The organism is Myxococcus sp. AM009 (assembly GCF_013372605.1).
In the GTDB taxonomy this organism is placed as follows: domain Bacteria; phylum Myxococcota; class Myxococcia; order Myxococcales; family Myxococcaceae; genus Myxococcus; species Myxococcus vastator.
Genome location: NZ_JABXEP010000012.1, coordinates 22,155 through 41,730, shown reverse-complemented (window position 1 = coordinate 41,730; position 19,576 = coordinate 22,155). Strand labels below are relative to the sequence as shown.

Annotated in this window: 12 protein-coding genes; 5 read left to right on the top strand and 7 right to left on the bottom strand. The window is 69.5% G+C overall.

Annotation, left to right across the window (positions count from 1 at the left end; genetic code table 11):
• Nucleotides 1–2: 2 nt before the first annotated feature.
• The 3 genes from HV824_RS05190 to HV824_RS05180 are packed head-to-tail and all read right to left on the bottom strand — an operon-like array spanning nt 3 to nt 3,638.
• Nucleotides 3–1,553, bottom strand: a complete 1,551-nt coding sequence (locus HV824_RS05190) for a hypothetical protein (protein ID WP_176417584.1) — start codon at nt 1,551–1,553, stop codon at nt 3–5.
• Nucleotides 1,554–1,564: 11 nt separating this feature from the next.
• Nucleotides 1,565–2,242: a hypothetical protein gene (locus tag HV824_RS05185; RefSeq protein WP_368670921.1), complete on the bottom strand. Its 678-nt coding sequence runs from the start codon at nt 2,240–2,242 to the stop codon at nt 1,565–1,567.
• Complete coding sequence (locus HV824_RS05180) at nt 2,232–3,638, bottom strand: hypothetical protein (protein WP_176417585.1); 1,407 nt, start codon at nt 3,636–3,638, stop codon at nt 2,232–2,234. Before HV824_RS05180 ends, HV824_RS05185 begins: the two co-directional genes overlap by 11 nt.
• 163 nt (nt 3,639–3,801) lie before the next feature.
• Between HV824_RS05180 and HV824_RS05175 the strand changes: the two genes are divergently transcribed.
• From HV824_RS05175 to HV824_RS05165, 3 genes are all read left to right on the top strand, one after another.
• Entirely contained in the window at nt 3,802–4,716 is a 915-nt protein-coding gene (locus HV824_RS05175) for an SDR family oxidoreductase (RefSeq protein WP_176417598.1), read from the top strand.
• A 113-nt stretch (nt 4,717–4,829) separates the two neighbouring features.
• Nucleotides 4,830–6,281, top strand: coding sequence for a metallophosphoesterase (locus HV824_RS05170; protein WP_176422802.1), 1,452 nt, complete (start codon nt 4,830–4,832; stop codon nt 6,279–6,281).
• Between the two features lie 20 nt (nt 6,282–6,301).
• On the top strand, nt 6,302–7,423 hold the full coding sequence (locus tag HV824_RS05165) for a heparan-alpha-glucosaminide N-acetyltransferase domain-containing protein (protein WP_176422801.1): 1,122 nt from the start codon (nt 6,302–6,304) through the stop codon (nt 7,421–7,423).
• A 1-nt stretch (nt 7,424) separates the two neighbouring features.
• On the opposite strand, the gene HV824_RS05160 is transcribed toward HV824_RS05165, so the two are convergent.
• Entirely contained in the window at nt 7,425–7,913 is a 489-nt protein-coding gene (locus tag HV824_RS05160) for a VOC family protein (RefSeq protein WP_176417588.1), read from the bottom strand.
• A gap of 143 nt (nt 7,914–8,056) precedes the next feature.
• Here HV824_RS05160 and HV824_RS05155 point away from each other — a divergent pair, with 143 nt between their 5' ends.
• Both HV824_RS05155 and HV824_RS05150 read left to right on the top strand, forming a co-directional pair.
• The gene (locus tag HV824_RS05155; RefSeq protein WP_176422800.1) at nt 8,057–9,811 is read left to right on the top strand and encodes a von Willebrand factor type A domain-containing protein; all 1,755 of its coding nucleotides are present in this window, start codon (nt 8,057–8,059) and stop codon (nt 9,809–9,811) included.
• Between the two features lie 92 nt (nt 9,812–9,903).
• Complete coding sequence (locus HV824_RS05150) at nt 9,904–10,599, top strand: expansin EXLX1 family cellulose-binding protein (RefSeq protein WP_176417590.1); 696 nt, start codon at nt 9,904–9,906, stop codon at nt 10,597–10,599.
• A 10-nt stretch (nt 10,600–10,609) separates the two neighbouring features.
• On the opposite strand, the gene HV824_RS05145 is transcribed toward HV824_RS05150, so the two are convergent.
• From HV824_RS05145 to HV824_RS05135, 3 genes are all read right to left on the bottom strand, one after another.
• Entirely contained in the window at nt 10,610–16,168 is a 5,559-nt protein-coding gene (locus tag HV824_RS05145) for a DNA repair ATPase (protein WP_176422799.1), read from the bottom strand.
• Between the two features lie 142 nt (nt 16,169–16,310).
• A complete protein-coding gene (locus HV824_RS05140) occupies nt 16,311–18,473 on the bottom strand; it encodes a hypothetical protein (protein ID WP_176417592.1) in 2,163 nt (720 codons plus the stop codon).
• A 114-nt stretch (nt 18,474–18,587) separates the two neighbouring features.
• On the bottom strand, nt 18,588–19,364 hold the full coding sequence (locus HV824_RS05135) for a hypothetical protein (RefSeq protein ID WP_176422798.1): 777 nt from the start codon (nt 19,362–19,364) through the stop codon (nt 18,588–18,590).
• Between the last annotated feature and the right edge of the window lie 212 nt (nt 19,365–19,576).

Sequence of the window (19,576 nt, the reverse complement as noted above, 5' to 3'; positions counted from 1 at the left end):
TGTCACGTGGGCAGGAAGCCGCTCGCATCGGGCAGCCCGCTGCCGGAGGTGTCGACGCCCATGGCCGTCAGGATGCCGGAGAAGATGTCCGCCTCGTTCGACTCCAGCTTCCCCGGCGCGGGCGCTCCCGTGCGTGGGTCGAAGCCGTAGGTCAACGTCGTGTGCGGATCGACTCCGCCCAGCACGGTGTTGCCCCGGAGCATGGGTGAGAGCAACAGGAAGCCATTGTTGAGGTCATGCCCGGTGCCGAACTCGGTGGCATTCAAGGCGCGGGGCCGCGTGCGGCCGAACTCGGTGGCGACGTAGATGAGCGTGCGGTCCCAGAGACTCTCGCCGGACTCCGCATCGAATGGCTCCGCCTTGAGCAAATCGATGAGCCGGTCGACCACGCCCAGCACGCGCGCCCACATGAAGGCCTGCCCGGTCCGGTGGTCGTTGTGGCTGAAGTCGAAGGCCAGCGGCGGGTTGGCGATGCCCGTCTCCCCGCCCACCGCGACGTTGAACGAAGGCCCCAGCGTCACCGTCACCGACACCCGGTGCTTGAGCAGCAGGAAGGCCAGCGCCGCCTGGCCCTCCACGGGGTCCGTGAAGTAATCCGGGAAGGCCGCGCGAAGGCGCGCTCCGTCCGGGGAGCTGGACAGTCCGTACTCGGACAGGGGAAGCCGCGGCGGCGCGTCCGGCAGCACGTTGAGGCGGTTGATGAGGTCCTTCTGCTCCAGCGCCGGCTGCCCGACGCCGCGCTGCTCATTCCACCGCCGGAGCGCGGGCGCGTTCTCGAACGTCTGGCCGAAGACGGAGCGCGCATCGAGCGTGTTTCGCGCCTCACGCGCCAGGGCCACCACGTCTTCTGGCGGCACGTCCTTGAGCCCCTTGCGCCCGTCGAGCCCCAGGGGCCACAGCGACGGGTTCGTCACCACCTCGCCGTAGCAGTGCGCGGGCAGGGAGGCGTCCGTCCCCCGCTCCGCGTACCCGCCCATGCCCATGTTCACGTTGGGGAGGGGAAAGCCCGCGCCGTACTGCAAGGCCACGCACTCCTGCAGCGTCCTTCCCCGCCACGCCGAGCTCCCCGTCAGGCTCCGCTTCTGCGCGATGACGTGGTTGACCGAGGTCCCCACCGACGTCGCCACCAGCATCGACGCCTTGTGCTTCGTCACGAAGGGCAGCTGGTCCGTCCTCACCGGCACGGGGATGTTTCCAAGCCGCGGACTGCTCACCTGCACCGCCCTGAAAGGCGAGCCCAGCACGCTCTGCACCTGCCCCTCCGCGAACGTGTTGAGCCGGGCCGCATTTGGCCCCGCCTCCGACGCCCGGACCGCGAGGAAGCTGTCGATGATGGAGGCGCCGCCCGCCGCCCCCACGACGATGAGGAAGCGGGGCTTGCCGTCGAGCCGCGCCTGACGGACTCCGCCACGCTGCCCCAGCGAACCGGGCGTATCGAGCGCCTCGCGGCATCCGGTCAGCAGCGGCCCCAACACCGTCGAGCCCGCGGCGCACAGCGACAGCGCCCGCACCAACTCCCGGCGCGAGAGCCGGCCATCTTTGCGAAGTGACATGGAAGGCTCCTTCAGAAGAAGACGGACTCGGCGGAGGAGAGGACGGCGAAGCAGACCGCGGTCATCCAGTCGCGGCCAGGACGCGTGCTGCCCGCGGCGTCGATGTCCGCGGCGAGCTGAATCCAGGCGTCCACCTCCTCCGCCTCGGCGTCACGCTGGAGGCCGCGTTGGTAGAGCGCGTGGATGGCGGCTCGGACCGGCGGCCCGGCCCGGTCCTCTAGCCGGCCCTGGGCATCCAGACCGACGCCCTTGAAGATGACGGCCGCCGCCGGCGCGCTCACATCGAGCGCGACGCGCTGGGTGCAGCCCGCCAGGGCCATTCGCTCCACGGCGATGGGCGTCGTCACCCCCGTGACGGGCAGTGGCTCATAGAAGCCGCTCTGGTACGGCTCCACGCCGCCCAGCGTGACGGTGTGGACGAACGCCGCGCAGGGGTACTGCCCCAGCTCGTTGCACAGCCCCGCCGGAGGCAGGTCGAGCGCCGCCGCGAAGTCCGTCGTCAGCCGTTCGGGCCCCTTGAAGCGAAGGTTGTTCCGGGTCGACCTGGCGACAGCCACGGGCGTGCCCGCGTCCGACTCGTTCCCCACCGGGGGGACTCCGGCATCCACGTCCAGCACCGTGGCGATCGGCTGCCGCGTGCAGCCCGCGAGCGCGAGCACCGCCATGACAACCAGCGTTTCAGGGCGCACCGTAGGCCTCCGTGCGAATCAGGTCATGAAGCATGCGCTGCACGCTGTACTGATGCGTGCCCTTGAAGCGCTGCCACAGGGTGACGAACTCGGCCTGCTCCTCGGCCGTCGGCGGGTGCCCCACGAGCAGCTTCCAGTAGTCGGTGACGGCGGAGCTGGCGAAGGCGTCGCTGTTGGCGCCGACCTGGGCCCACTCGACCAGGTCCCTCACGGGCTGGCCCAGCAGGAAGCCAGCCTCCGGTATCTGGGTGATGTCGGGCGCCTCGGCGCTGAAGTACCGCTCGATTCGGTCGGGCACGTAGCGCGCCGAGGCGGCGCCGGCGATGCCGTTGTAGTTGCGGAAGGGATAGCTCAGCGGGTCCAGCGTCGCATGGCAGGCGGCGCAGGCCGGCGCCTGGACGCCCTTGGCGTCGTAGTCCCGAGGCTCACCGGGGATGCTGTAGAGCCCCTCCTGGAGCGCGATGTCGAGCCCCAGGTAGGCGCGGTAGCTCTGCGACGCGGCGTTCCGGGGCAGCGCGGTGAACATCACGAAGGACGTGAGGCTCCACGCCGAGGTGAGGTTGCCGGCGCGGCGGCCCTCCTCCACGAACTGAGAGGGCAACGCCAGCGTCGCGGTGTAGCGCGTGGGCTCCGTCTGACGGCTCACGAAGTACGTCGCCGTCATCACCTCGCGCGCATCGTGGTGGTCGAGCTGGGCGTAGGCGTAGAGCGCGTAGTCGTCGTAGTAGTCCGCGAGCGGAATCGGGCCCGCGTCCTCGCCCGACTTGATGGAGCCCACCGGACGAATCTTCGGGTGGGCCAGCTTCCAGAGCTGCCCGTCCTTGCCCCGCCAGAACTCGCTGCCCGTGCAGCGCTCCAGCTCCGCGTCGATGAACTCGCGCTTGCTGTCGTCCCCGCGCGCGGCGAAGTCCTGGAGCTCCGCGTAGGTTGGCGACCGTCCGCAGAAGTCGAGCAGCACCCGCCGGTAGGCGAAGCGCAAGTCATAGCGGCAGATGTCGTAGCCGGGGTTCTGCCCCGCCACGCAGTCCCCGGGCTCCGAGGCGGGCACACTGGCCGGGTCCGCGGGCAGCGTGCCGCGCAGCAGCTCCTCCACGTTCGTCACGCCGTCGCCATCCGTGTCCTCGGGCTCGACGGCGCGCAGCGCGGCAGGCAGGGACAGGGAGAAATCGCCATCCGAGAGCGGCCTGGGCGCACCGGGCGCCAGGTGGGGCTCCAGCGCGGCGCCGAAGACGTTCCGCTGCGGAGGGGCCGTATGGCAGAGCGTGCAGGCCGGCTGCTGTCCGGTGCAGGCCGGAGCCGAGGGATAGGTGGCACAGACCACGCCTCCCGCTGGCGGTTTGGCGAGCGCGGCCCACGGCGGACAGAGGGCGGCGCCCAGGATGAGTCGTCGAATCACGCAACCTCCTCGCGAGACGTTGAACAGGTGAGCCGTGAAAAGGTTGCGGTGCGTTCTTGCGCGAACCGCGCCAACTCGCCCAATCATGACAGGAGGTGTCAACAACCCTCCGTAGGCTCTCCCCGTAGTGCGCACATTCCAGGAGGAGGCAGGCATGCGGGACATGAAGGATTCGCTGAAGGGACGCGTGGCGCTGGTCGCGGGCGGCACGCGTGGGGCGGGACGGGGCATCGCGGTGCAGCTCGGCGCGGAGGGCGCCACCGTCTATGTCACGGGCCGGACGACTCGAGCGCAGCGCTCGGAGCAGAACCGGCCGGAGACCATCGAGGACACCGCCGAGCAGGTGACGGCGGCGGGCGGGCTGGGCATCGCCGTGCGGACGGACCACCTGGAGCCCGAACAGGTCCAGTCATTGGTGGAGCGCATCGACCGGGAGCAGGGCCGGCTCGACGTGCTCGTGAACGACATCTGGGGCGGCGAGCACATCTTCGAGTGGAACAAGAGCGTGTGGGAGCACTCGCTCGACAAGGGGCTGCGGCTGCTCCGGCTGGGTGTGGAGACGCACCTCATCACCAGCCACTTCGCCCTGCCGCTGCTCATCCGCCGCCCGGGAGGGCTCGTCGTCGAGGTCACCGACGGCACCGCCGACTACAACGCGACGAACTACCGCATCTCCACGTTCTATGACCTCGCGAAGGCCTCTGTCCTCCGGCTGGCTTGGAGCCAGGCGCGGGAGCTGAAGCCCCATGGCGCCACCGCCGTCGCGCTGACGCCGGGCTGGATGCGCTCCGAAGGCATGCTGGAGCACTTCGGCGTCACCGAGCAGAACTGGCGCGACGCCACGGTGAAGGAGCCCCACTTCGTCATCTCGGAGTCGCCGGCCTATGTCGGCCGCGCCGTGGCCGCGCTGGCCTCTGACGCGGACAAGGCCCGGTGGAACGGTCAGTCCCTGTCCAGTGGCCAGCTCGCGCGGGTCTACGGCTTCACGGACCTGGATGGCAGCCAGCCCGATGCCTGGCGCTACGTCGTCGAGGTCCAGGACGCGGGCAAGCCCGCCGACGCCACGGGTTACAGGTAGACACTGCCCAAGGTGGGTCTTCCACGACCGCAACCCAGGTGCTATTGATTTCCTCGCAATGCTCGTTTTGCGGACATCCCTGTCCGCGACACACCTCTTGCGAGGAGACACCTTTGAGACACCTGAAAACCGCGGTCCCCGTGGCACTGCTGGGCCTGCTGGCGGCGTGCGGCGGCCCGGTGGAGTCGCGGCCCGAGGTCGCCAGCGCCGAGTCCGCGCTGAACTGCGCCTCACTGAGCCGGGCCGTCCATCACCGCATCAAGCCGGCCACCGGAGACAGCCTCTACACGCTCAACGCGAACGAGGCCGCCAACGCCGCCACCACCTGGGGCTACACGGAAGACCGGGGCGTGGCGTTCCTCGCCGCGGCCTCCACGGGGACGGGGCTGTCCCCCGTCTACCGCATCTACAGCCCCAGCCGGCAGGAGCACTTCTGGACCATCGATGAGGCCGAGCGGAACGACCTCATGCAGAACGGGGGCTACACGACGAACGAGAACGTCGGCTTCTACGCGTCGAAGACGGCCGCGGCGTGCCTCGTTCCCGTGTACCGCTTCTCCAACACCACGCTGCGCAAGCACCGCTTCGCCATCACCGAGGCCCAGCGCGACGCGCTCGCCTCCGCCGGCTGGGTCAACCAGGGCATCAAGTTCTACGCCGCACCCGAGTCCGCGCCGCCGGTCGACACGAAGTTCACCTTCGCCGTCATCCCCGACACGCAGAACGAGGTCCTCACCACGCCCCCCACGCGGCTCGTCCACCGGTACCAGTGGCTGGTGGCCAACCAGGCCTCGCTCGACCTGCGCTTCGTGCTGCACACGGGCGACGTCGTGAACTGGGACACGCCGGACCACATCCAGTACGTGCGCGCCAGCGAGGCCACCGAGCTCCTGGACGCCGCCGGCCTCCCCTACGTCTACGCCATCGGCAACCACGACACGGCGGCCGTGTGCCCCGGCGGGAGCGCCTGCCCCGGCAACGTCAACGCCAACCTGCGCGACACCTCCACCTTCAACGCGCACTTCCCGCTCACGCGCTTCACCGCGCTGCAGGGCGTCTACGAGCCGGGGAAGGTTGACAACTCCTTCCACACGTTCTCCGCGGGCGGCCTGGACTGGCTGGTGCTCAACCTGGAGCTGTGGGCGCGCACCGGCGCCGTCGACTGGGCGAAGACGGTGCTGGCGCAACATCCGCGCCACAACGTCATCATCAACACCCACTCCCACCTGAATGGCGGCGGCGCCATCGAGCAGCGCAACGGCGGCTATGGCAACAACAGCCCGCAGTACGTGTTCGACCAGCTCATCAAGCAGTACGCCAACGTGCGGTTCGTCTTCTCAGGGCACACGGGCAACGCCGCGTACCTTGCCAGCACGGGGGCTCACGGCAACGTCATCCATCAAATCCTGACGGCGTATCACGAGAACACCTCGAACCTGACGCGGCTGGTGGAGGTGGACACCGCGGCCAACACGTTCGCCACGCGGGTGTACTCGCCGATGACGAACGCGGAGAAGCAGGACGGCTCCAAATTCACCATCAGTAACGTGAGCTGGGTCCGCTGATGCTTTAGGGTAGGCGGTCCGTGACGTCTACGCCCGCCTCCCCTGCCCTCGTCTCACGTGATCGCATCCGAGCCATCGACTGGCTCCGGGGCATCGCGGTGCTCTTCATGGTCCAGACGCACACCCTGGCCCTGCTCACGCCCGAGCTGCGGCAGAGCGAATGGGTCGCGCGGCTGCTGCGCGTCGACGGGCTGGTGGCCCCCGCGTTCATCTTCTCCGCCGGCTTCGCCACCGCGCTGATGATGGTCCGCAGCGCCGCCAGCGGCGTGCTCCGCGAGCGCGTCCACCGCAACCTCCGCCGCGCTGGCGAGGTGCTCGCCGTGGCCACCCTGGTCAACTGGGCGTGGTTCCCCCTGCTGCGCGAGCCGCGGTGGCTCTTCCGCATGGACATCCTCCAGTGCGTGGGCCTGTGCCTGCTCATCGTCCTGCCGGTGGCCGCGCTGCTCTCCGCGCGCCCCAGGGTGCTGAGCACCGGCGCCTTCGTGCTGGCCATGACCACCTTCGCCGTGTCACCCCTGGGCGAACAGGTGGATGGCCCCTGGGCCACGCTGACGGAGAAGTCCTCCTTCGCGCCCTTCCCCCTCCTGCCCTGGCTGGGCTACGCGTGGCTGGGCGTCTTCGCGGGAACGGTGGCGGGCGCCTGGGGCCGCGCCGGGCTCATCAAAGCACTGCTGGTGCTGATGGGCCTGGGCTTCACCGGCGCGGTGCTCGGTGACTCCCTCTACGACCTCTACCCGCCCCACCGCTTCTTCGTCGCCAATCCGTCCAACGCGGCGGCGCGCTTCGGCTGGGTGAGCACGGCGCTGCTCGTGTTGACGTGGCTGGAGGCTCGAATCCCCACGGACGCGGCGCCGTCCCGGCTGCGGCGCTTCGTGGAGGTGTTCGGCACGTCGTCGCTGTCCGCGTACTTCTTCCACGAGATGCTGCTCTTCTACCAACTGGGCGGCGTCTTCTCCTTCCAGCGCTTCTGGGGAGACCGCAGCGGCTGGGGCCAGTACTGGGTGCTGACGGCCGTCATCATCGGCCTCACCTTCGTCCTGTGCGTCGCCACGGATCGGCTGGAGCGCGTGCTGCGGCCCGCGCTCCGGACCCTCTCGTGGCGGCTGTTCAGGCAGGGCCCGCACGCCTCCGCCGGACGCTGACTCAGGGGCCCGCGGCGGAGAGCGACTCGAAGGCGGCGATGACCTCCTTCGGCGCCTGCACCAGCTCGATGAGCACGCCCTCTCCGCCGAAGGGGAACTGCTCGCTGCCCTTGGGGTGGATGAAGCAGATGTCGAAGCCCGCGGCGCCCTTGCGGATGCCGCCGGGGGCGAAGCGCAGGCCCTGGGACTCCAGCCACCGCACGGCCACGGGCAGGTCGTCCACCCAGAGGCCCACGTGGTTGAGCGGCGTCTCATGGACGCGGGGCTTCTTCTCCGGGTCCACGGGCTGCATCAGGTCCACCTCCACCTTGAAGGGGCCCGCGCCCGCGGTGACGATGTCCTCGTCCACGTTCTCGCGCTCGCTGCGGTAGGTGCCGTGAGGCGTCAAGCCCAGCAGGTCGACCCAGAGCTTGCGGAGCGGCGCCTTGTCCGCGCCTCCAATGGCGATCTGCTGGACACCCAGAATTCGAAATGGCCTGGCGGTCTGCATGGCGCGGCACCCTGTCAGACGGGGGTGCTCCAGACAAGGACGCCCGGCGCGGGTGTTCGCCGGAAAATTCATCAGGCCGTAGACCCATTTTCTCGGGCCATGCGTTTTCGGGAGGCGACCTACTCACCGACCTTGGAGCCTCGATGTCCCCCTTCTCGCTGAAGCGCCAACTGACTGTCTGGGGAAGTGCCCTGCTCGTCGCCGGCACCCTGCCCGCATGCCACAGCCGCAGCCCCGCCGCCGACGAGCGCGTCACCGTCGAGCGGCCCGCTCCCGCGGCCCCGAAGGACGGCACCGCGCGCGTCCAGGAGTACGAGGAGTCCACCCGTGACAGGGACATGGCCGAGCCCGCCGTGGGAACGGCGACCCCCGCGGGTGCCCCGCCGCCGAACGCGGTCGCCAGGCCCATGCCGCGCTCACCGGCGCCGGAGGCTGCCAAGCGGCGCGAAGCGCGCCCCATGAAGTCGGAAGCCGATGCCTTGGCGGGCGCGCCCTTCAAAGGCCAGCCCCGGGACGACGCCGCCCCCGCGGGCGGCAACACCTTCGAGGCCTGGAAGGCCAACGCGTTCATCGAGACGGTCAAGGACCCGCTCTCCACGTTCGCCGCGGACGTGGACACCGCGTCGTACACGGTGTCGCGCCGCTACCTCGTCAACGGCCAGCTCCCGCCCGCGTCCGCCGTCCGCGTGGAGGAGTTCGTCAACTACTTCAAGTTCCGCTACGCGCCCCCGGAGACGGGCGCCTTCGCGGTGCACCTGGAGGGCGCGCCCTCCCCCTTCAATGCCCAGCGCCACTTCCTGCGCGTGGGCGTGCAGGGCAAGGTCGTCTCGCGCTCGCAGCGCAAGCCCGCGCACCTCGTGTTCCTCGTGGACACCAGCGGCTCCATGCACTCGGAGGACAAGCTGCCTCTCGCCGTGCAGGCCATCAAGGTCGCCGTGAAGAACCTCAATGAGAACGACACCGTCGCCATCGTCACCTACGCGGGCAACACCCGGGACGTGCTGCCGCCGACGCCCGCCACCGACGTGAAGCGCATCCACGCCGCGCTCGACTCGCTCACGGCCGGTGGCGGCACGGCGATGGGCTCCGGCATGGAGATGGCCTACCGCCACGCGGTGAAGAAGGCCTCCGGCAGCGTGGTGTCCCGCGTCGTCGTCCTCACCGACGGTGACGCCAACATCGGCCGGAATGTCAGCGCCAACGCCATGCTGGACAGCATCCACAAGTACACGGCGGAGGGCGTCACCCTCACCACCGTGGGCCTCGGCATGGGCAACTACCGCGACGACCTGATGGAGAAGCTCGCGGACAAGGGCAATGGCAACTGCTACTACGTGGACAGCCTGCGCGAGGCGAAGAAGGTGTTCGAGACGCAGCTCACCGGCACGCTGGAGGTCATCGCCAAGGACGTGAAGTTCCAGGTGGAGTTCAACCCCGCCGCCGTCCGCCGCTACCGGCTGGTGGGCTATGAGAACCGCGACGTCGCCGACCACGACTTCCGCAACGACAAGGTGGACGCGGGCGAGATTGGCGCCGGCCACAACGTCACCGCCGTGTACGAGGTGGAGCTGACCGGTGAGGCCACCGAAGCGCTGGCCACCGTCCGCGTCCGCGCCAAGGCGCCCAATGGCACCGAGGCCTCCGAGCGCGAGTTCCCCTTCGAGCGCAGCAAGCTGCGTGACACGCTGGCGCAGGCGTCGCCGGACTTCCGCTTCGCCGTCGCCGTGGCCGCCACCGCGGACGTCCTCCGCGACAGCCCCTCCGCGGAGGGCTGGAGCCTGGCCACGGCCGAGAAGCTGGCTGCGGGCGCCACCGAGGGTGACGCCGACCGCCAGGAGTTCGTGCGGTTGGTGACGCAAGCCCGCGCCCTCAAGGGCGCCTCCGTCCAGGGCCGCTGACACCGGGGCACAAGCCCGCATGCTCGCTGGGGTGGAGGGTGCCTGGGGCCCCTCCACCCCGATGCCGTTTCGAAGGGGTATGCTGAGCGGCCATGCACCTCCTTCGCTCGCAGTCCCGACGCTTCCTCTTCCCTGTCGCCACGGCGTTCCTCGCCTGTGGCGGTTGCAGTGACGACCCGTCTGGCGGCGGCGCGCCGCTGGGCGAGGAGCAACAGGGCATCGCCACCTTCTACGACGCCAACGGCTCCGGCAACTGCAGCTACGAGCCGACGGGTGACTTGATGGTGGCCGCCATGAACACGCCCCAGTACGCCAACAGCGCGGCCTGTGGACAGTGCGTGGACATCACCGGACCCAAGGGCTCGGTCCGCGTGCGCATCGTGGACCGGTGCCCGGAGTGTGAATCCGGCCACCTGGACCTGAGCCGGGAGGCCTTCGCCCGCATCGCGGAGATGCAACAAGGCCGGGTCAACATCACCTGGACGCCGGTGTCCTGCGACGTGGCGGGGAACCTCGAGTACCACTTCAAGGACGGCAGCAACCCCTGGTGGACCGCCATCCAGGTCCGCAACCACCGCCTGCCCATCCAGAAGCTGGAGTGGCGGCGCGGCACCGGCGGCTGGCAGGACGTCCCGCGCGAGAGCTACAACTACTTCGTCAACTCCAGCGGCATGGGCGACGGCCCCTTCTCCGTCCGCGTCACCGCGGCGGACGGCCAGCAACTGGAAGACACGCTGGACAGAGTCCTCGACAACCGCAGTGCCGAGGGCTCTGGCCAGTTCCGCTAGCGCGCGCGCCTCAGCGCCGCAGCATGGAGCGCAGCAACTCCAGGGCCTCGGTGACGTTCTGCCAGACCTGGAGCGACTTCATGACGCCCTCGCCCTCGCCCTGGATGGCGCGGCGCGAGGCGCGCTCCAGCGGCAGCAGCACGCCCTCCACCAGCTCGATTTGACGGCTGAGCTCGGCGGGTGACGGCCCGCTGAGCGCGGTGCGCTGCAGGGCTTCCGCGGGCACGTTGGCGGACACATTCACGGGCCGCTCCGCCAGCGCGGTGATGGCGCGGGAGAGCTGCTCCATGTACGGGCCGAAGTCGGGCGCGGGCACCGGCGCCGCCATGCGCACGGTGGGCGCGGACTCCGGCGGCTCCGCGGGCCGCTCGGCTTGCGCCGCCACCCGCTCCGTCAGCGCCTTGAGCAGGTGCGCCATGTGCTTGAGGTACGGCGTCAGGTCCGGCCCCGCGGCCACGGGGGCCAGGGGTGCGGGCACGGCCTTCGCGACGCTCACGGACTCGCGGCCCACCTTCGCCACCTCCAGCACGGCCTCTCGCAGGGACTCCAGGCGAGGCAGCACCTCCACCACCGGCCCCGGCTGCGCGTCGCGGGCCTGGCTGGCGGAGACGTGGTTGGCCGCCTGCACCACCGCGTCCCGCACCGCGCCCAGCTGCTCCTCGATGCCGCTGAGCTGGCCGGTGACGCGGGCCACCGGGTCGTCTTCCTTGCCGCCCATGCGCTTGACGCGCGCGAAGCCCTGCTTGATGTCCTCCCAGCGCTTCGCCTTCTCCGGCGTCAGGCGCCCGCGCATCTCCGCCAGCTTGAGCAGGTTCTGCTCCGCCGCCGTCGTCAGCGTCTGGGACTCGCCCTGGTAGTGGTCGTCGATGAGCCGCTCGAGCTCGTCGTCGGTCATCGCGGAGACAATCTTCTCCGTCAGCTTGTTCATGTTGCGGTAGCTGCCCTGCAACTTGAACGCGGGCTCGGCGCGGAAGCGCTCGTCCTGCGCCGCCGAGGCGATGTACTGCAGGTTCACCTTCAGCAGCACCGACTGGGCCCGGAACATGCGCTGGAACACCGCGACGATTTCCTGGAGCTCCGCCGCCGCGTAGCCGTGCTTCAGCTCGCCCGTCTGGACCTCCTCGCCCTGCGCCATGCGAATGAGGCGGTGCGTGTCCGCCGGATCGCGCGTGGCCAGCGGCGCAGTCACCGTGTTCGACGTGAGCGCGTTCTCGATGTAGCTGAGCGCGAACAGGTGCTCCTTGCCGTCGAGGATGTCACCCAGGTTGTAGGTGTCCGCGCGGTTGGCGAGCATGTCCGGGATACGAAAGCGCTCACCCGTCTCCGTGTACGGGTTGCCGGCCATGACCACGCAGAACTTCTTGCCGCGCAAGTCGTAGGTGCGCGTCCGGCCGTTCCACACGCCCTCCACGCGGCGCTGGCCGTCGCACAGGGAGATGAACTTCTGGAGCAGCTCCGGGTCCGTGTGCTGGATGTCGTCGAGGTAGAGCATCACGTTGTTGCCCATCTCGAAGGACAGGTTGATGCGCTCCACCTCCTGCCGGGACGTGGCGTTGGGCGCCTCGGCCGGATCCAGCGACTTCACGGAGTGCCCCAGCGCCGGGCCGTTCACCTTCACGAAGGTGAGCCCCAGGCGGCTGGCGACGTACTCCATCAGCGTCGTCTTGCCGTAGCCCGGCGGCGACATGAGCAGCAGCATGCCCATGCGGTCCGTGCGCTTGCCCTCGCCCGCCGCGCCCAGCTGCTTCGCCAGGTTGGCGCCGATGAGCGGCAGGTACACCTCGTCGATGAGCCGGTTGCGCACGAAGGACGACAGCACCTTCGGCGTCAGCTCCTCCAGGCGCAGCTTGCGGCGCTCGCGCTCCAGCAAGTCCCTGAGCAGCGCGCGGTAGGCCTGGTACTGGGGCACGCGCACCTGCCGGAACTCGCCCAGGCGCGCCAGGAACTCGTCCAGGCGCAGCGGCAGCTTCCGGTCCTGGATGCGCGAATGGTTGCCCAGCAGCGCGGAGACCTCGGTGGCCGTCAGCGCGCCCGCCGTCTCACGGTCCAGCTTGGCGCCGGTGAGCAGCAGCACCGCCGTCTCCAGCGCCACGTGGACGGAGTCACCCGGACCGCCCTCGCGCTGCGCGAGGTAGCCGTCCAGCCACACCCGGGCGAGCTCCAGCCGGGCGCCCAGGTCCTTCTCCAGGCCGCGCAGGTCGTCCTCGAACGAGGACCGCGTCCCGTGCCGATCGAGCTCATGGAGGAACGCGTCCCGCAGCGCCACCGCCTCGCCGCTGGTGGTGAAGCGCGGGTGCTCCGCGCCCAGCTCCTCGACGAGGTAACGGCCCGCCTGCCGCGGCTCGGCCGGCGAGTGCGCCAGGCCGTTCGCGGTGAGGAACGCGGCGATGCGCTCACCCAGGGCCTCGCCCACCTCGGCCAGGCTGCCGCCGGACGCGAAGGTGGTGCGCAGCCGCGCCAGGCTGCGCGCGCGCCGCTGGAACAGGGCGCGGGCCGCCTCGTCCGCGTCGAAGGCCCAGTACAGCGCCGCCCAGGCGCGCGGCGCCGGCGCGAAGCGCAGCAATCCAGCCCCCTGGTGCAGCCCCAGCAGCTTCTCCAGGATGGAGACCGCGTCCGCGTCATGGACGCCGCGCTCGTAGCCCTCGTCGAAGCGGTCGGCCGCGTACGCGCGCACCTTCTCCAGCAGCGTGCCGCTGATGAGCGCCTCGTGTAGCGCGTCCAGCGACTGGCCGCGCTTCCCGTCCTCCGCGTCCGCCAGCAGGCAGCCCGCGAGGTACTCGGAGCGGTACACGCCCGGCGACTCGGAGACCAGGTGCTGATCCCAGAGCTCGCGGTACTTCAGCAGCTCCGCGTCCTCCACCTTCTGCGCGTAGTCCGTGCCGGTGAGCTGGAGGTACAGCTCGCCGTCGCGCGGCAGCAGCGTCAGGTCCAGCGGCTGCGTGTTGACGTTGAAGCGGTGCGTCCCCAGCTTGATGACGTTGTCGCCGTCCGCGAACAGATCCTGCCTGTCCCGCAAGGCGCGCAGGGCGTCCTGCCTGGCGGACTTCACGCGCGACAGCACCTCGTCCGCGCGGACGCTGTCCTGAAGCTCCATCAGCTGGTCGGCCAGCTGGCGCAGCTTGAGGATCATCGCGTCGGAGGCGTAGTAGCCGTTGAGCTCGTCGTCCGTCTTGAAGGACCTGGCCCGGCGCTGCACGCCCTGGAGGATGCGCTCCGCGGCGCCGAAGAGGCTCTGCGCGCGGCGCTGCCGTTCGTCCAACAGCGACTGCTTGCGCGCGCCGAAGGCCTCCAGCAGCTCCTCGCGCTTCTGGGTGATCTGCTCCAGGAACTCGTCGAACTCGCCGAAGCGGCCCTCCAGCTCCTCCAACTGCACGGTGAGGCGGGACATCGCCTCGTCGCAGCGCTCCGGGCTGTCCGCCTGCGACAGCGCGCTTTCAATGCTCTGCCCCAGCAGCTTGAACTGCGCGCCGAACTCCGCGCGCTTCTCCCGGCCGGACAGCTCCTTGCGCTTGGCCGCGAGGCTGGCGCGCACGCGGTTGAGGCGGCTGAACAGCTCGGAGATGCCCTCCAGGATGCGAGCGCGGGCCAGCGGGTCCCCCACCTGGAGCCCGCCGACGACCTCGCCCAAGACCTCCAGGCCATGAGCCGTCCGGTCCACGTCCTCGCCCAGGGGCGCCAGCTCCACGGACGTCTGCACCGGCTCCAGCTGCGCCAGCAGCACATCCAGCCGTTCGGCCAGCGGCGCCAGCGCCTCGCCTGTCTGGAGGAACTCCACGCAGGCCGTGCTGACCCGGTCGGACGCCTCCACCACCGCGGTCTCCAGGACGTCCACGCGTCCCAGGTCCATGTAGCGGATGTCCTTCAGCGTAATCAGGTGCCCGCGCTGCTTGCGCAGGTCCGCCAGCGCCTGCATGAAGGCTTCCGCGTTCGTGAGGTTCTCCGGCTGGACACGCACGAGCAGCGTCTGCTGCTCGACCTCCGCGGCCGACAGCGCCTCGGTGGCGCGCTTCCGCATCGCGACCACCTTCTCGAACTCATCGATGATGAGCTCGGAGGTGCGCCGCAGGGTCTCCACCGGCTCCTGGAGGCCCGTCTCCTCATGGCCCAGCCAGTAGTACGCATCCAGCGCGCGGGTGGCCGAGGACACCAGGTCCTCATACGTGCGCCGGGTGGGCTTCTCCGACTTCGCGACGCGCTGGAGCGTCAGCGCGTCGGAGATGCCGCGCACCAGCTCCGCGTTGCCCACCTTGCCCAGGTAGCCCGGGGCCGGCGGCGCCGCCGCGGCGTGCTCCGCGGACACGAACGGGGTCTGCCACACCTGCATCGGGTGGACGCGCGTGGGCTCGTCCGACGTGGAGCGGAAGATGACGAGCTGCCCGTCGGCGAACAGGCTCATGCCGTGCGCGACCAGGGGGTTCTGCACCTCCTTGCGCACCAGGTTGTACGGGAAGAGGACGTAGCAGCCGTCCGTCCGCCGGTGGAAGATGTAGAGCACGTCCTCGCCGTTGGGCGAGCGGATGGCGCGCTTGAACTCCATGCCCTCCGACGCCGCGGCGCCGTCGAAGACCTTGAAGTCTCCCGTCTGGAGGTAATAGCCGCCCGGGAAGACGATGCCCTGGTCCTCCGGCAGCCGCACGCACGCCTGACCAATGGCGTCGATGCGCACCACGTGCTGCGTGCGCGCGTTGAAGACGAGGTAGCGGTGCGCCTTCTCCCGGAACGGCAGCACGCGCAGCAGGATGAGCGTGCCCACCTTGGCCCAGGCGAACTCGGCGTCGTCCAGCGACTGGTCCGGGTCATCCACGGGCTCGTTGTAGATGCCCATGCCGGTGGAGGTGTTGTCCTCCACCTTGATGGTGAGGTCGCCCTTCACCGTCTCCACGAACACCTGGTCCAGCACGTTGACGTGCGGGTGCTGGCCGGTGACGTAGTTGTCGCGCGTGGCCACCGTCCACTCGAAGTCGTGCGACGGCGGGAAGACGTGGTCGCGCTCGCCCTGGTTATCCAGGTAGGTGGCGCGGCCCTCCACGTCCAGGCTGAAGCGGAAGACCTTGATGTCGCGCAGCGACTGGCCCGTCTGGAAGATGGCCAGCAGGCGCGAGTCCAGCTTGCGAATCTGGAGGAGCTTCGCGTCCTTGTAGTACTTGTAGAGCTCGCCGAAGTCCTTCACGAAGCGCGGGTCCGCCAGGAACCCGCCGGCCTCGGAGTCAGGCACGGTGGAGAAATCGTACCCGTCGGCCGTCTTCTCGAACTTGTGCAGGGAGAACACGTCGGACACCGACGTCTCCCGCTTCAGGCCGATGAAGACGTTGTAGCCGAAGAGCAGGTACTTGCCGACGCTGGCGATGTCGCACGGGACGCAGTTGTGCTCGGTGCGCACCCGCTCGTTGCCGATGACGGCCAGCTCCGTCCCACCGAAGAGCGCCTTGCGCCGCCCGTTGAGGTCCGTCGCCTTCGCGCCCAGCGCGTCCGCCTGCGACAGAAGCCGCGAACGGATGACCTCGTAGCTGCCGCCTTCCAGCGCCGCTTCGCCCGCGGGCGCCGCGCCCTTGCCACCGTCAGTTGCCATGAATGTTCACCGGAAAAGCGAAGACCCCCACCCCCGCACCCTCCCGAGCGGAGGGGCGCCACCCCGGAGGGGAGGCCGGAGTGAGGGTCGTCTTACGGCCGTGCCACCGCCGCCTGTTCACGGCGGTGGCCCATTGGGACTGTCAGCCCTGCTTGTCGACCGTGCCCGGCCGCGCCACGTCTTCCACCAGCGCCTTGAGGCCGGCGGAGGTCGCGGCGACGGGGCTGGCCGCCATCTTGTGCAGCAGCGCGGCCACGGCCAGGTTCTGCGCGTCGTTGCTCAGGCCCGGCTTGGAGAGGATCTCCTTCAGGTCGGCCGGCAGGTCCTTCTCGCCGTTGAGGTAGCCGCCCAGCGCCGTCTTCAGCGCCTCGCCGTGGTCCAGCGCACCGTCCACCGCGGTGCCGAACGACACCGCCTTGACGAAGCGCTCGAAGAACTGGCCGTCGCCGCCGACGATGTTGAACTTCGCGTTGGCGAACGCCTTGGACAGCACCTCGGCCTGCGCGTGCGCGATGTCCTTCTTCGCGCGGATGGACTCCAGCTCCACGTCGCGCTCCTTGTTGAGCTTGAGGCGGAACTCCTCGTGCTCGCGGCCGACGCCGTCCATCAGCTTCATGGACGCGGCCTTCTCGGCCAGGCCGCGGGCCTCGGCCAGCAGCTTCTCCTGGATGGCAGCGGCCTCGGCCAGCTGCTTCTCGCGCGTGGCAATGGCCTCCGCCTCGCCGCGCTTCTGGATGGCGCCGGCTTCCGCCTCCAGGACGCGCGCGTTGGCCAGACCCTTCTCCTGCTCACCCGCCGCCTCCGCCAGCAGCTTCTCGCGGACGACGTTCGCCTGAGCGTGGCCCTGCTTCTCGATGGCGCCCGCCTCGGCTTCCTTCACGCGGACGTTGACCATGCCGAGCTTCTCCTGCGCCTGCGCGTCGGCCTCCTTCACGCGGACCTCGGCCAGCCCCTGGGCGGCGGCCTCGGCCTGGACGCCCTCGGCCAGACGGACCTTCGCCTTCGCCGTCTTGTCCGCGGCCTCCAGCTCGGCCTCGGCCAGCGTCAGCTTCTCCTTGGCGGTGAACTTGGCCACCTCGTTGGAGGCCTCGGCGGCCTTGATGTCCTTGACCAGCTTCTCCTGCGCCTGCGCCTCGGCGGTGATGAGCAGCGCGTCCTTGCGGCGGGTGGCCTCGGCCTTCACGCGCAGGTCCTTGATGCGCTCCTCCTCCTCCGCCACCGTCTTGTCCACGACGATGCGGGCGCGCACCACGTCGGCGATGAGCTTCTTCTCGACCTCGAGCGCCTTCTCCTTGGCGATGCGCTGCAGCTCCGTCTCACGCTCGCGGTTGATGGCTTCCAGGGCGCGGTCCTTCTCCACGCGCTCGGTCTCCACGGCCACCACGCGCTCGCGGTTCTTCTGCGCGACCTCGATCTGCCGCGACTTGTTCTGCTCGTTGATGTTGATTTCTTCCTCGGCCTTGATGCGCGCCAGCTGGGCCTTGGCGTACTCCTCCTGCTTCACGCGCTCGGCCTCGGCCGTCTCGCGGGCCTGGATGCTGTCGATTTCGCGCTTCTGCTTCGCGGCGGCCTCTTCACGCTGACGCTCGAGGGCGAAGATGGCCTCATCCGCCTCCACGTTGCGCTTGGTGACGGCCATGCGCTCGTCCTGGCGCAGCTCGTTGGTGAAGACGTTCTGCTTCGTCGTCAGCTCGGTGATCTTCCGGATGCCCTGCGCGTCGAGGATGTTGTCCTTGTCCAGCATCTCGACCGGGGTCTGCTCCAGGAAGTCGATGGCGCAGTCCTCCAGCATGTACCCGCTGAGGTCACGGCCGATGACGTTGACGACCTGGTCCTTGATCTCCTCGCGCTTGGTGTAGAGCTCCTCGAAGTCGAAGCTCTTGCCCACCGTCTTGAGGGCCTCGGAGAACTTGGCCTCGAAGAGGTTCTCCAGCGTCTCCTGGTCGGAGGCGCGCGCGCAGCCAATGGTCTGCGCCACCTTCAGCACGTCCTCGCGCGTCTTGTTCACGCGGACGAAGAAGGTGACCTTGATGTCACCCCGGATGTTGTCCCGGCAGATGAGGCCTTCCTTGCCGCGGCGGTCGATCTCCACCGTCTTCAAGGAGATGTCCATCACCTCGGCCCGGTTGATGATGGGGAACACCACCGCGCCGGTGAAGGTGACGACCGGCTCGTTCTTCAGCGTGTTGACGATGAGCACCTTGCCCTGGTCCACCTGCCGATAGAGCCGGACGATGGTGAGGAGGATGCCTCCGAGGAGGATGATGCCACCGATGCCGGCAGCGACCGCGGTAATGGGGTCCATGGCCATTTCCTGATTGATGATGACAGCGGGCCTTGTATCAGGCGCCGGAGGTCCCCCGCAAAAGCCCTCCGGCGTCGAATCTGACGGTCGCCCCCTCGGCGCGACCGGTAAAACTCAGCCTCGTGCCTTCACGCGAGCCAAGGCCGCGGCGCGGGCCGGGTCCTGGAGCTGTTCCTGCTCCTCCGGCAGCAACCAGTCGACCGGCTCCACTTCGTAGACGCGCCGTTCCGCGTCGTACGCGAGGATCAGCGCCGGCTGGCCTCGCTTGAGCTCATTGGGCTTCGCGCAGACGACGTTGAGGATGACGCCCGCCCCGCCGTCCTCGAAGGTCGCGTGGCCCGTCCTGGCCGTCACGCTGCCGCTGGAGATGGTGCACACCCGCCCCATCAGCGCGTCGCGCCCCGGGGCGCGTTTGGTCACGAACACCGGCCGCAAGGGCCGGACCGCGAAGCCCGCCGTCACCATTCCCGCCGCGAAGCACCCCAGCCCCAGGCCGCTGCTCAGCAGCCACGACGGCACCACCCCGCCCAGCGCCGCGTGCAGTGGCTGCGCGCTCATCACCGACAGGAACCAGGCAATGAACGCCACGAAGCTCACGGACACGGTGATGGGGATGCCCGCGAAGCCCATGGCCGCCAGGACTCCGCCACCGTCGACGTCGAAATCCGCATCATGGGCACCCAGCGCCTTCGCGCCGCCCAATGCCTTGCCACCGCCCTCGATGGCCCCGCTCAGCGCCTTGCCGCCCGACTCCAGCGTGACGTCCCCATCGAACAGGTCGATGCCGACCGCGCCCGCGATGACGAACAGCCAGTACGTCATCACCACGCCGAGGACGATGGTGAAGAGGGCGGTCGGGAAGGCCAGAATGGTGTCGAGGAAGGCGCTCATACGGCTTGCGCCCCACTCTAAACGAAGGTCATTCCAGTCGAAAACGTACCTTGCGCTTTTCTGCCCCACCCCTGAGCGGGCGGCCGGGCGGCACCTGCGTTGCCGCGCGGCCCACCCTGCGCACCACGGGAGGACGGCTCACCTGGGGTGGGCGGACTTCCCCCCTGGCCATGCTCGACACGTCCGGGCGGCGCTGGAGGCGGGCGGAAGCG